The sequence below is a fragment of the Streptococcus anginosus genome (genome assembly GCF_900636475.1).
Classification (GTDB): domain Bacteria; phylum Bacillota; class Bacilli; order Lactobacillales; family Streptococcaceae; genus Streptococcus; species Streptococcus anginosus.
The window spans coordinates 1,131,815-1,145,716 of record NZ_LR134283.1; the positions used below are offsets into that span (position 1 = coordinate 1,131,815).

Here is a 13,902-nt window from a genome sequence, read left to right on the forward strand (position 1 = left end):
TGAACCGCAAAAATCAAGGTTAAACATCTAATTTTCGGAAAAATTTTCTGCGACCTCATTCAAGTCATCAAATGTTAATTGTTTGATAAAATATTGTTCTTGTTTCTTCATCATTTGGTAAAGATGTTTTAAATTTGTTTCATTTTCTTCATCGTAAAAAATATAAGCCCCGTCTGTATTACTGAGTAGAAAGTGATTGTAATCACGAAATTGGCTGGGATTTTCATAATGAGGATAGGCGTATTTAACAAAATCCACCTGTTTAAAACGACTTAATTTTTCTTGATTGGCTTCATTCCAGCTTTCACCTTGATTCTCAAAAGTAAAAATCGTCGCAATTTGAAAATCGTAATCTTGCTGCAATTCTTTTGCAACCTCTAGTGTCCAAACTTCAAAACCTAAATTCCCAGTGAAAATCAGCCACTCCGCACCTTCTTCCAATAAACGCGTTAAATCTCGCTGAATGGCTTTTTTAATAATCTTGATTCGAGGGTCTTTGTCATTAAAAATTCCCAAATCAAAATTCCGATAACCCACTATTAGTACGCTAACCACTTAAATTATCCCTTTATTTCCTTTTTTATGTTATAATAGAGTGATGTTATTGTACCAATAAGGAGATATATGGTCAACTATCCACATAAAGTTCCCTCTCGAAATTCATTAAGACTTCCCAAAAAGAAGTCCGTTGACTTTGCGAATCGGGGAATGTCGTTTGAAAAAATGATCAATGAAACGAATGATTATTATCTTAGTCACGATTTAGCGGTCATTCACAAGAAGCCGACCCCTATTCAGATTGTAAAAGTGGATTATCCCAGACGTAGTCAGGCAAAAATTGTTGAAGCCTACTTTCGACAAGCCTCTACAACAGACTATTCTGGTGTCTATCAGGGACATTATATAGATTTTGAAGCAAAAGAAACACATCAAAAAGCTTCCATGCCGATGAAAAATTTTCATGCTCATCAAATCAAGCACATGGAACAAGTCGTCAAACAAGGAGGAATTTGCTTCGTTTTATTGCACTTTTCAGCCTTAAAATTGACATATCTACTTCCTGCTCCTTATTTAATTAACTTCTTCAAGATTGACAAGGGGAAAAAGTCCATGCCACTTGACTACATTCAAAAGCATGGATATTCTATCTCACAGAATGGTCTTCCTAGCATTCCCTATCTTGAAATCATTCAACAAAATTTACTAGGTGGTAAAATAAATGAATAAGCAATCTTTACTGACAGCTGCAAAATATGTAGCTATCGGTCTCATTACATTATTTCTGCTTGGAGTTGTAGCTGGTGGAGGAATTTTTCTCTATCAAGTTCACAAGGCACCTGCCTTGTCAGAAAAGAAACTAGTCGCCACAACTTCCAGTAAAATCTATGATAGTGAAAACAATCTTGTTGCTGACTTAGGTTCTGAAAAAAGGGTCAATGCGGCAACAAGTGATATTCCAACTGACTTAGTACGAGCTATCGTTGCAATTGAAGACCACCGTTTCTTCAATCATCGCGGCGTGGACTCTGTTCGTATTTTGGGTGCTTTCTTGAATAATCTGCGCAGAGGAAATCGACAAGGAGGGTCAACGTTGACGCAACAGTTGATTAAACTGACCTACTTCTCCACTTCAAGTGCCGACCAAACACTATCACGGAAAATTCAAGAAGCCTGGTTAGCTATTCAATTGGAGCGCAAAGCCACTAAGCAAGAAATTATTACATACTATGTAAATAAGGTCTATATGTCAAATGGTAACTACGGTATGCAAACAGCTGCTCAAAGTTATTACGGCAAAGATTTGAAAGACTTGAGCTTAGCTCAAACTGCTTTATTGGCGGGGATGCCTCAGGCACCAAACCAATACGACCCTTATACAAAACCAGAAGCAGCCAAAAATCGTCGCAATCTTGTATTGTCAGAAATGTATAAACTCAAATACATCTCTGCTGAGCAATATGAAAAAGCAGTCAATACACCCGTCACAGATGGTCTGCAAAGCTTAAAAAATTCAGCTTCTTATCCTGCTTACATGGATAACTACTTAAAGCAAGTTATTGAGCAAGTCCAAGAAGAAACGGGTTATAACTTGCTGACGACGGGAATGGAAGTGTATACAAACGTAAACAGAGCGGCTCAAGAACGCCTTTGGAACATTTATAATAGCAATGAATATGTTGCTTATCCAGATGATGAATTACAAGTAGCTTCTACCATTATAGATGCTACAACTGGTAAGGTGATTGCTCAACTAGGCGCCCGAAATCAAGCTTCAAATGTTTCTTTTGGTACTAACCAAGCGGTTGAAACCAATCGCGACTGGGGCTCAACCATGAAACCGATCACGGATTACGCTCCAGCCATTGAAAATGGCATTTACACTTCTACGGCTGCTTACATTAGTGATGCTCCTTATAATTATCCTGGAACAACTACTCCAGTCTACAACTGGGATATGCGCTATTTTGGAAACATCACCATTCAGTATGCACTTCAAGAGTCTCGGAACGTTCCAGCTGTCAAGACGTTAGAAGCCGTCGGACTCAGCAAGTCTAAGAAATTCCTAAGCGGACTGGGCATTAATTATCCAGATATGGTATATGCAAATGCCATTTCAAGTAACACGACAAAATCCGATCGAAAATATGGTGCCAGCAGTGAAAAAATGGCTGCTGCCTATGCTGCTTTTGCAAATGGTGGAACTTATTACAAACCACAATATGTCAGCCGTGTTGTCTTTAGCGATGGAACCTCAAAAGATTTCTCTAATCAAGGTACAACCGCAATGAAAGAAACAACAGCTTACATGATGACAAATATGCTGAAAACAGTTCTTACATCTGGTACTGGGACCAATGCAGCTATATCTGGTGTCTATCAAGCCGGTAAAACAGGAACTTCCAACTATTCCGATGATGAACTAGCGAAACTAACGAAGCCTTATGGTGGCTCTAGTGTTGTGACTCCTGATGAACTCTTTGTTGGTTATACGCAGAAATATTCAATGGCGGTATGGACAGGTTACACTAATCGTCTTACTCCCGTTCTGGACGATGGTGTGAAAGTCGCAACAGATGTTTACCGTGCGATGATGTCTTACTTGTCTGAAAGCGGGACAGAAGACTGGGAAATGCCTAGCGGCCTTTATCGTAGCGGAAATTATGTCTTTTTAGCCAATTCCACTAATAGATACCAAGGAAATTATTATAATTCTACTTCCAGTTCGAGTCTTGAAGAATCATCATCTTCTTCAAGTAGCCAAGAAAGTTCTACCCAAGAGTCATCAAGCAGCTCTGCTTCATCAAGTACAGAACCGAGTGCTTCTACGTCTGCAAGTTCTCCTAATGGCGGTGGAAATTCAGAAACTCCTCCTTCACGAAACCGATAATGAACAAGTTCCTGAAAGCCAAGCCGTTTAAAAGTTAACACCTTCAAATCAGAGTTTTGTAAAAATTAAAAAACACGAACAATCAAGACCAGTAAATAACTGGCTATAAGATTGTTCGTGTTTTTAATATTTCAATTCCTGATGAAATCACCATGAAGCAGTCTTATACCTTATGAAAATCTCTTCAAACTTTGTCAGTTTCGTCTGCGATCTCAAAAGCTCCTCTTTTAATCTGCTTACGGACTCATCTCTTAGTTTGCAATTTGATTTTCATTAAGTATCAAAATTTTTTATACCGCTTCTTTTTAATTCTTATTATTTACTAGCCAAAGCTCCCATTGGATCCCATGGGGCAAGTACTTTTGGTTCTGCTTCATAAGCAGCTAGTTCTTCTGCTGTTAAGAATTCCTTACGGACAACGATTTGATAAGTGTACTCGTCCATCCAGTCGTCGCTGGCAACAAAATAACCTTTGTCTCCGACTTTGTCACCCCAAGAATTTTCTACTTTCCATTTTGTTGATTTTCCATTTTCATCCAAATCAACACCTGTCAAGACCATAGCATGGGTCATGAGACTTTCGCTGTAATCCAAACGTCCTGCCTTATCTTGTGTCAATTCAATATCCATGCTTGATGTGAAATCGTACATGTCATTAACCATAACGCCCGCTTTGCGGTTGCTAGATTGACCGACATCAGAACCAAACCAAACAGTTTCTCCAGCCTGCATTTGAGCAATAGCCAGCTCTTTCAAACGCTCCATATTAACATTCAAATAACGAACATCACGTGCTCCTACGACATTTCCTAACATCTCAACTGTATAAGATTTGCCGTATGGTTTGTCAGCTGTAGGAGCATTGATGATTGAAACGTAGTCATCTAATTGAAGATCCACGTATTTTTTGTAAAATGCTTGTGGTGTCAGTCCAGTTTCACTGTGGAAATTGTTATCTTTATCACGATAAGCAAAATCAAAAGTACGAGGTGGGAGTCCAAGTGACATTGCTAAGAAATTAAAGATTTCTTGCAAGAGCTCTTCTTTTTTAGCTTGAATAGCTATCGCATCTGCTCCACTAGTAACCAAATCACGCAAGATTTGTGCATCTTGACGGAGTAATTTATTGAGATATTGGTTGAGCTCACGGCTATTGCTAGATGAAATGGATTCTGGGTAAACTGATTTTGGAACAACCCCATATTTTTCAAAAAGTGCCACAACCATATCCCATTGTCCGCCGTCTTGTTGAGGCGTATCTAAGAGGAATTTCACTTTGCGGCTGGTTAAGTCTTGGTCAGCTGTTGCTAAGACTTGCTCTAAAAACCAGTTGGATTTTTCATATTTATCCCAAAAGAATGTGTGCGCTTGAGACAATTCAAATTCTTCTAATTGAAAGCCTGCAATCACTTTATGACGGAATGTATTGAGCGCTGCAAACATCCAGCAACGTCCAGACGCTTTTTGATTGCTGACTTTATCTTTGGTCAAATCAATGGAAAACACAGGATTGTTTTCAATTGCACTGCTGCGCTTTTCAAGCGATGTTAATAAACCATTGTGGCTAACTGCATTTTCAATTGCAGCATACTTAGCAGTTGCTTCATAATTTGCATATAATTTATCTGTAAATTGTTGATCTATAGAATTCATAGATACCTCCTTCTAATTCTAAACACTATTATAGCTTATTTCCAAAAATCTTCAAACAAAAAGTTAGGCGCACCTAACTTTTTGTTATACAGCTGATTTTAGTAACCGACGTATTTTAAAAAACATAAGTCAGAACAATTCTCCTGCTTATTTCCAAAAATCATCGAAGATTGTAATCGGCAAATGACGTTTGTGCTCCCCTTTGTGCCACCAAGATTCAATCCTTGCTTTCGCTTGGTCAGAAATGGTTTTACCTTCCAAATAGTCATCAATTTCGTTGTAAGTGACACCGAGAGCGACTTCATCTGCAATGCCTGGCTTTTCTTCTTCCAGGTCTGCTGTTGGTACTTTTTCATAGAGGGCAGAATCAGCGCCCAAGGCAGCCAACAGCTGTTTCCCTTGCCGTTTATTGAGACGATAAAGTGGCAGAATGTCTGCACCACCATCACCAAATTTCGTAAAGAAAGCTGTTACATTTTCTGCTGCATGATCTGTTCCGACAACTGCTCCTTTATAAGAGCCTGCTAAAGCGTATTGCGCAATCATGCGGCTGCGAGCTTTGATGTTGCCTTTATTGAAGTCTGAGACAGTCGCTCCTGTAGCCTCAACCGCTTTTGTCATAGCATCTGCACTTTCTTTGATGTTGACAACAAGACTGACATCCGGCTGGATAAAAGCAAGAGCTCGCTGTGCATCGTCTTCGTCAGCCTGCACCCCATATGGCAAACGCACTGCGATAAATTGATAGCTAGCATCGCCAGTCTCCGCACGCATTTCCTCTATTGCCAATTGCGCCAAACGTCCTGCTAAAGTAGAATCTTGTCCGCCCGAAATTCCTAAAACATAGGTTTTCAAAAAAGAATGTTTTTTAAGATAATCCTTTAAAAAATCAATGGATTTACGAATTTCTTCCTGTGGGTCAATGACAGGTTTCACGCCTAATTGCTGGATAATCGTTTCTTGTAAGGTCATTTTGTTTCTCCCATTTGATTCGCTTTTTTGCGCATTTGATCAATCAAATCAACCTTGTCTTGCCATACATCACGCGCCAAATCCACAGGATAATCTTGCGGATTAAGGACACGTTTGTATTCGTCCCACAACTTATCAAACTCTTTGCGAGCATATGTTTGGATTTCTGTTAAGCTTGGCAATTGGTACACAAGTTGACCTTGTTTAAAAATATCTACCAACAGAGGTACTGCATCAAAATTTGTCACTGTTTTATTGATGTAGGTGTAAGTTGGGTGGAACATTTCTAATTTGGCAATAGCATTCACATCTACGCCATCATAAGTGATATAGTCTCCTTCTGACTTGCCTTTTGCACGGCTAGTAATCCGCCAAACTTGTTTTTTACCTGGTGTTGATACTTTTTCCACATTATTAGAGAGCTTAATCGTATTACGCAAATTGCCATGTTCATCTTCAATAGCCACAATCTTATAAACGGCTCCCAGTGCTGGTTGGTCATAAGCCGTGATGAGCTTAGTTCCAACGCCCCACACATCAATCTTTGCCTTTTGCATTTTTAAGTTGAGGATTGTATTTTCATCCAAGTCGTTAGAGGCGTAGATTTTAGCATTTGGAAAACCAGCTTCATCCAACTGCTGGCGGACTTTTTTAGAAATATAAGCCAAATCCCCTGAGTCAATCCGGACTCCAAGGAAATTGATTTTATCCCCCATTTCACGCGCTACTTGAATCGCTGCAGGAACACCGAGGCGGAATGTATCATAGGTATCCACCAAGAAAACACAGTCATGGTGCGTTTCAGCATACGCCTTAAAAGCTTCATAGTCATTTCTATAGACTTGGACGAGAGCATGAGCATGCGTTCCTAAGACTGGAATATCAAAGAGCTTTCCAGCACGAACATTACTGGTTCCATTTGCTCCACCAATCACTGCCGCACGAGTTCCCCAGATAGCCGCATCCATTTCCTGTGCTCGGCGTGTACCAAATTCCATTAAAGGCTCATTTTCGATGACTGAGCGAATCCGAGCTGCCTTTGTCGCTACCAAGGTTTGATAGTTGACAATGTTTAATAAGGCGGTTTCCACTAATTGACATTGAGCAAGGGGACCTTCTACTTGAACAATGGGTTCATTGGCAAAGACCAAATCTCCCTCTTGTGCAGACCGCACTGTTAATTCCAATTTCAAATTTGCTAAATAGTCTAAAAATTCTTCATCATAGTCAAGAGAACGAAGATAGGCAATATCACTATCTGAAAATGTCAAATGATTTAAATAATGAACCATCCGCTCCAAGCCAGCAAAAACCGCATAGCCACTATGAAAGGGCTCTTTCCGAAAATAAACTTCAAAAACAGCTCGTTTATTATGAATATTTCTTCTAAAATAAACTTGCATCATGTTGATTTGATACAAATCCGTATGCAAGGTTAAACTATCATCTGGATACATAACGACTCCTTGTAAGATGTATTTTTACTTATTATACCACAAATCAAAAGAGCAAGAGGAAATCTTGTTCAACTTTAGGTGTTTAAATAACTATTCTCAAGTTTTCTGTTGTATTGCAGTGTCTAAATTTTCAGTTTTAAAACATCTTAAAAACCAAGGTGCATTGGGTACAACTTTAAAAAGTCGCAAATTTATCCTTGGTTTTATTATATTATTATTTATCTTTAAATTTCAATTGGCTATAGATACCAAATATAAGTATCCAAATAGCTGAACCGATTGCTCCTACAACAGTTGATTTTTGTAAAAAGAGGGTTATAAATACAAAGGCAAAGAAGAGCAAAGTAAGAGGATTGAGAAACTTATAGGCTGGCATTAGATAGCCATCTGCCATAAATTCTTTTGATTTTCTGTATTTCAGGTGAGCAATCATAGTGAGTGCATAGATAGCAATATAAACTCCTGATGAAGAAGCAGTAATCAAAGCAAAGGAGTCTGATACTCCTGGTAACACCTGAATAAAAGCAGCTAATGCAATCACTACCGCTGAGGTCAAAATAGCGTTTTGCGGAACATTTTGTCTGGATAATTTCCCAGCACCGATTCCATTCAAAAAGCGATTAGGTGAATCATGTGCAATTTGATACAAATGACGCCCAGTCGAATACAAGGTAGAGTTCAAAGCTGAAGCAGCTGAAGTCAATACGACAAAGTTAATCAAAGCTGCAGCCCATTTAAGGCCTGCCAACTTGAAAACAATCACAAAGGGAGAATCTGTGGTTGCTAAATCCCGCCAAGGGATAATCGCCATAATTGCAAGCAAAGAGCCACCGTAGAAAAGAACGATCCGCAAGGGGATTTCTTTAATAGCCTTTGGCAATACCTGCCGAGGATTTGCCGTTTCAGACGTTGTGATTCCAATAAATTCAATAGCTTGATAAGCAAAGAAGACCATTTGAAAGCCCATGACAAAACTCATAAAACCATTAGGAAATAATTGGAAATTTTGACTGATATTGCTGATGCTGGCTACACCATTGGGCGTTTTAAAGCCTGTCAACACCATAAAAATCGCTGTCACAATCAAAGCAATAATCGCTACAATCTTGACCATGGCAAACCAAAATTCAACTTCACCAAAAACTCGGACTGCAATCAGATTGACCATACTCAAAACAGCAAGGAAGACGATTTGAATCAGCCATGCCGGCCAAGTCGGAAACCAAAATTGGACATATTGTGCAACTGCCGTGATTTCTGCCATACCGATAAAAATGAGAGAAATCCAATAGGACCAACCGGAAAAATAGCCCCAGCCATTCCCAAGATACTTGGTAATGAAGTTGATAAATGTGTGCTGGTCTGGATCATAATACAACATCTCTCCAATCGCCCGCATCATCAAATACATAAAGACGCCGGTCAACATGTAAATGAGAATAATTGACGGCCCTGTCAGACTAATCGAACGTCCTGCTCCCAAAAAGAGACCCGTTCCAATTGTCCCAGCAATAGCAATGATTTGGACATGACGATTTTTTAAGCCACGTTCCATTTTATTCTTATTATTTTCAGAATTCTTTTCACTCATACGAAGCCTCCTTTTCACATGAACTTTTCTATTGTACCACAATTCTGACAATTTCACTAGTCATTTATGAGGGCACGAGAATTGAACAAATCAAAAGAAACCCTTTCATTTCTAATTCTCCAATGCATCACTGTCTTTTTATTAATCAAAAAGAAGCTGGAATAAGTGCTCAGCTTCCTTTGTTTATATCGTGCGTTTAGAGTACACTTAATGCTGGAACGAAAGTCTAAAGGCGATTCGCTTTGCCAGTTCAAATGAGTACCTTTGTCCAGCACTTCGTTTTTTATCCACCACCTAAACTGCTGAGAAGCCTTGCGTGGCTGAGACTACGAACCAAAAATTTTCAAGATGATTTTGGTCTTTCGCTCTAAAAATTCTCTGTGATATACTTGTAGACTTCTTGCCCTGCAACCGCTCCGTCACCGACAGCTGTCGTTACTTGGCGAAGATCTTTTTCGCGAACATCTCCAATAGCATAGATGCCAGAAATAGCCGTTTTCATATGATTATCAGTTACAATCCAGCCTGCTTCATTGGTAATGCCCAAATCTTTGGCAAACTCACTAACTGGATCTAAGCCAACATAGATAAAGACACCGCCAAATTCATGTTCAGATATTTCACCCGTTTTGACATTCTCTACCATAACGCTGCTAACGCGCTTGTCACCTTTGATTTCCTTCACAACTGAATCCCAGATAAAATGAATTTTTTCATTGGCAAATGCACGTTCTTGCAGTAACTTTTGGGCTCGCAATTCATCGCGCCGATGAATAATCGTCACCGTTTTTGCAAAACGAGTCAAAAATACAGCCTCTTCCACCGCAGAGTCGCCTCCACCGACCACAAGCAAATCTTCATCTCGGAAAAAGGCTCCGTCACAGACTGCACAGTAAGACACCCCGCGGCTGTTTAATTCTTCTTCACCCGGAACTCCTAGATGACGATGAACAGCTCCAGTCGCAATAATAAGCGTCTTGGTTTCAAAAATCTCATCTTCTGTAAAGACTTTTTTTATTGCTCCTTGGTGTTCGATTTTTTCAACAGAGCCAAACAAATGCTCCACTCCCAAATTTTCGAGCGGTTCAAACATTTTTTCGGCTAGTTCTGGACCACTGATATTAGCATATCCAGGATAATTTTCAATATCTGAGGTATTGTTCATTTGTCCGCCTGGAATGCCACGTTCCAAAAGAGCCACTTTAAGATTACTTCTAGCAGCATAAAGCGCAGCTGTCATGCCTGCTGGTCCAGCTCCAATAATAATTGTGTCGTACATAAATTTACTTCCTTTATTGTAATCACTGTTATTCTAACGTTATTAAGCTCTTTTTTCAAACATTATGCTCTGAAGATAAGCAGAATCCCCATCATTGCAAAGGATAAAATCGGAATCGTCATCACTGCAATCAATAGCATATCATACAGATGAGCTTGTCGATCTTTGATTGTTTTATCAACACGCCGAACAGCACGAAGCCCAATCCATAATCCTAGAAAACTCCCTACCAATAGTGCCGTAATCAACAAACTCTCTAAATAGAGTAAAAAAACTCGAGACAGCATAGTCACTCCTCTATTCCCTAATTTTTGTTAAAGGCATTCAAAACAAATGCCGCAAACTTGAAAATAAACCCAGCTAGCAAGGCCAACTGGGCTTCTTTTTCTATTATATCAAATATATGTCTGTTTGTAACTGGCAAAAAATTCTTTTGTGCGTTCTTCTTTAGGATGGTTCATTATTTCATCTGGAGTACCCATTTCAATGATGTGTCCCTTATCTAAAAAGAGTACCTTGTCTGCCACTTGAGACACAAAAGACATGTCATGGCTGACTAAAATCATGGTCTGACCAGCCTTGGCTGCATCTGCAATGGATTTTTCAACTTCCCCTACTAGTTCAGGATCAAGCGCTGATGTTGGCTCGTCTAAAAGCAAAACATCTGGCTTCATCGCAAGCGCACGCGCCAAAGCGACACGTTGTTTTTGTCCACCTGACAGATGACGTGGATAGTGATTTTCACGGTCTGACAGACCAACTTTTGCCAGTTCTTCTTTGGCAAGATTCGTCGCTTCTTGGTCTGAGAATTTTTTTACAACCAATAAACCTTCTTTGACATTGTCCAAAGCCGTCCGACGCTCAAATAAATTAAACTGCTGAAACACCATAGCTAACTTTCGCCGCAAGGTTAGGATTTCTTCCTTGCTAATCTTAGAAAAATCAACAGTAAAATCATCAATGGCAATCGTGCCGCTGTCTGGCTGTTCCAGATAATTCAAACTGCGTAAGAAAGTGGATTTCCCCGCACCAGATGAACCAATTAAAGCAACCACTTCTCCTTTTTGAATCTCTAAACTAAGATTGTTTAAAACCATTTGTCCAGAAAAGGATTTGCTGAAATTTGAAATACGAATCATTATCGAACATCTCCTTTCGCCTGTATTTGTAGATTGAGATTATCAGGCGCTTCAATCGCCATTTTCTTTTCGATAAACCGCCCAAATGCTTCAATCACAATATTCACGCCCCAATAGACAAGAGCAACCGAGATAAAGCGCTCGAAGTAACGGTAATCTGCACCACCCAAAATCTGCGCTTGAGCAAAAATCTCAACAACTCCTGCACTAAAAGCCAGAGAAGTTCCCTTGGTCAAGCCAATCAAAGAGTTAATCAAGGTCGGTGTGGCAACCACTGCGGCATTGGGAATAATAACACGGCGGTAAACCTGTCTGTTTGTCATTCCCAAACTACGAGCCGCTTCAATTTCTCCAGCATCAACAGACAAAATCGCCGCTCGAATGGTTTCACTAGCGTAAGCCGCTTCATTAAAAGCAAAAGCTACAATGGCAAATAGATAGGCTGGAATAGCATTGATATTCAGACCCGTACCGAATCGCAAGTTGATGGCCTTCAGAAGCAAAGGAATCCCATAATAAGTCAGCATGAGCTGAACAAGCACTGGTGTCCCTCGCAAAAAACTAACAAAAAAGGCCTGCAGAGGATACAAAATTTTCACACGGTTGATTTTGACAACAGCAAAAATGAGAGCCAAAATCAAGCCAAAAAAAGCTCCTCCTAAGGTCAGTAGTAGTGTTGTTGGTAATTTTTCGATAATTCTTGGTAGTCCGTCAAACACAGAGCGCCAGCTAAAAAGCTGTCCGTCTGGAATCTTTTGAACCAATTCTTGATACCAATTAGAGGTTAAAATCGCTGTTGTAACAATCATAGTAACTTCCCTTTCTCGATAATGTCTAATTCTATCACAATTTTTTTATTTCACCAATTATTTACTACGATAAAAATAGACTAGCAAGACTAGTCTATCACATTCGTTCTCTAAAGAATAATTGTTTTTATTTATGAGAGTGATAAAGAAATTTTAAGACTAAAAACTTTGACGTTTCGCTTTTCTTTCTGCACGACCGCGTGCGCGATTTTCAGCTCTTTTTGTCTTACGGCGTTTTTCATTGACAGCCCACTGGATTTTTTTCTTATAGCCCGGTTTGATTTTCTTCTTTTTCTTTTTAACCAGACCAATCATTTCCGTGTCCAATTTTTCCTGCGTTTTTTCACGATTGACACGACGATCGCGGTCATAGGTATCTTGAAATTCTCCGTTTTTGATCATCTTAGGAATGAAGTGAATGCCCAATTTTTCCAGCTCACGAATATCTGAATCATCGCTCGGTTGATAAAGTGTAATGGCTGTTCCCGGTAGACCATTTCTGCCAGTTCGTCCCACTCGGTGAACGAAGAAGGACAAATCTTGCGGAATCGCATCATTGATGACATGACTAACGCCTTCAATATCAATTCCCCGCGCAGCTAAATCTGTCGCAACAATGTATTCAAAATCTAGGTTCTTCACCTGATTCATAATCCGTTTTCGCTCCCGCGGTGCAATATCCCCATGAATCTTTGCCACCTTGAGACCTTGCGCTGTCAAATAGCTATGCAATTCATCCGCTCGTGTCTTAGTATTGACAAAAATCATAGCTAGATAAGGCTGTAGGAGCTGTGTGATTTTATAAATCTGCGCATTCTTATCACGTCCTTTTGTTGAAATCAGCCAATTTTCAATGGTATCTGAAATAACCGTTTTGGTTTTGATTTGCTCAATGACCGGGTTAGATAGATATTTTTTTAAAAATGGCTGCAATTTTTGCGGAATGGTCGCAGAGAAGACCAGAAATTGCAAATCCTTCGGCAAACTGGACGCAATCTTATCCACCGTCACTAAAAATCCCATATCAAGCGTCATATCTGCTTCATCAACGACAAAAGTATGCGCCTTATGAATGGCTAAGTCACCTGATTCGACCAAATCATAAATGCGTCCTGGTGTGCCAATGACAATGTGTGGTTGACTGGAACTCAATTTCCCAATCTGACGGTTTTTATCCGTCCCACCGACATAGTTAGCAACTCGAATTTCCTTATCAGAAAAAGCAGCAATTTGGCGTGCAGCCTGATAAATCTGCCTAGCCAACTCACGACTAGGAGCTGTAATAACGACCTGAACACTATCTGCGCCTTCATCTAGTTTTTGAAAAATCGGCAGTAAGAAAGTATGGGTTTTTCCTGAACCTGTCTTGGACTCTCCCACCAAGTCCCGACCAGCAAGGACAACCGGAATGAGTTTTTCCTGGACTTCTGTCGCCTCAACAAAGTTCAAATCCTTGAGTGCCTCTTGAATGTAATCTTTAAACTTAAATTCTGTAAATTTCATGTTTCCCTCTATTCGTCTCTTATCCTATCTATTATACCAGAACTTGCTTTAAAAATAAAAATGAATCATGTTTTTCTCTTCTTACTTCCTCTCTTTTCTATGAAGCTCTCC

The 13,902-nt window shown here is 39.7% G+C and carries 12 protein-coding genes; 2 read left to right on the forward strand and 10 right to left on the reverse strand.

Annotation, left to right across the window (positions count from 1 at the left end):
- Positions 1-27: 27 nt before the first annotated feature.
- Positions 28-555, reverse strand: a complete 528-nt coding sequence (locus EL079_RS05510; RefSeq protein ID WP_003025846.1) for a DUF1273 domain-containing protein — start codon at positions 553-555, stop codon at positions 28-30.
- A gap of 69 nt (positions 556-624) precedes the next feature.
- Between EL079_RS05510 and recU the strand changes: the two genes are divergently transcribed.
- Complete coding sequence (gene recU, locus EL079_RS05515; RefSeq protein WP_003031108.1) at positions 625-1,227, forward strand: Holliday junction resolvase RecU; 603 nt, start codon at positions 625-627, stop codon at positions 1,225-1,227.
- Positions 1,220-3,388 (forward strand): penicillin-binding protein PBP1A, encoded by a 2,169-nt coding sequence (gene pbp1a / locus EL079_RS05520; RefSeq protein ID WP_003031096.1) that lies wholly within the window; start codon positions 1,220-1,222, stop codon positions 3,386-3,388. Before recU ends, pbp1a begins: the two co-directional genes overlap by 8 nt.
- A 315-nt stretch (positions 3,389-3,703) precedes the next feature.
- Here pbp1a and pepC read toward each other — a convergent pair whose 3' ends face one another.
- The 9 genes from pepC to EL079_RS05565 all read right to left on the reverse strand — a co-directional run bounded on the left by pepC (position 3,704) and on the right by EL079_RS05565 (position 13,791).
- Positions 3,704-5,041 carry an aminopeptidase C gene (gene pepC, locus EL079_RS05525; protein ID WP_003031078.1) on the reverse strand — a complete coding sequence of 446 codons (1,338 nt, stop codon included), beginning with the start codon at positions 5,039-5,041 and terminating at the stop codon, positions 3,704-3,706.
- A 147-nt stretch (positions 5,042-5,188) separates the two neighbouring features.
- A complete protein-coding gene (gene nadE, locus EL079_RS05530) occupies positions 5,189-6,013 on the reverse strand; it encodes an ammonia-dependent NAD(+) synthetase (protein WP_003031116.1) in 825 nt (274 codons plus the stop codon).
- A complete protein-coding gene (locus tag EL079_RS05535; RefSeq protein WP_003031088.1) occupies positions 6,010-7,470 on the reverse strand; it encodes a nicotinate phosphoribosyltransferase in 1,461 nt (486 codons plus the stop codon). The genes nadE and EL079_RS05535 overlap by 4 nt, the downstream gene beginning before the upstream one ends.
- Positions 7,471-7,684: 214 nt before the next feature.
- Positions 7,685-9,061, reverse strand: coding sequence for an amino acid permease (locus EL079_RS05540; protein WP_003031075.1), 1,377 nt, complete (start codon positions 9,059-9,061; stop codon positions 7,685-7,687).
- 367 nt (positions 9,062-9,428) lie between these two features.
- Entirely contained in the window at positions 9,429-10,340 is a 912-nt protein-coding gene (gene trxB, locus EL079_RS05545; protein ID WP_003025866.1) for a thioredoxin-disulfide reductase, read from the reverse strand.
- A gap of 62 nt (positions 10,341-10,402) precedes the next feature.
- Complete coding sequence (locus EL079_RS05550) at positions 10,403-10,627, reverse strand: DUF4059 family protein (protein ID WP_003031103.1); 225 nt, start codon at positions 10,625-10,627, stop codon at positions 10,403-10,405.
- Between the two features lie 108 nt (positions 10,628-10,735).
- Complete coding sequence (locus tag EL079_RS05555) at positions 10,736-11,479, reverse strand: amino acid ABC transporter ATP-binding protein (RefSeq protein WP_003031065.1); 744 nt, start codon at positions 11,477-11,479, stop codon at positions 10,736-10,738.
- The gene (locus tag EL079_RS05560) at positions 11,479-12,288 is read right to left on the reverse strand and encodes an amino acid ABC transporter permease (RefSeq protein ID WP_003031080.1); all 810 of its coding nucleotides are present in this window, start codon (positions 12,286-12,288) and stop codon (positions 11,479-11,481) included. The genes EL079_RS05555 and EL079_RS05560 overlap by 1 nt, the downstream gene beginning before the upstream one ends.
- Positions 12,289-12,447: 159 nt before the next feature.
- Positions 12,448-13,791 carry a DEAD/DEAH box helicase gene (locus EL079_RS05565; protein ID WP_018543636.1) on the reverse strand — a complete coding sequence of 448 codons (1,344 nt, stop codon included), beginning with the start codon at positions 13,789-13,791 and terminating at the stop codon, positions 12,448-12,450.
- Positions 13,792-13,902: the final 111 nt, after the last annotated feature.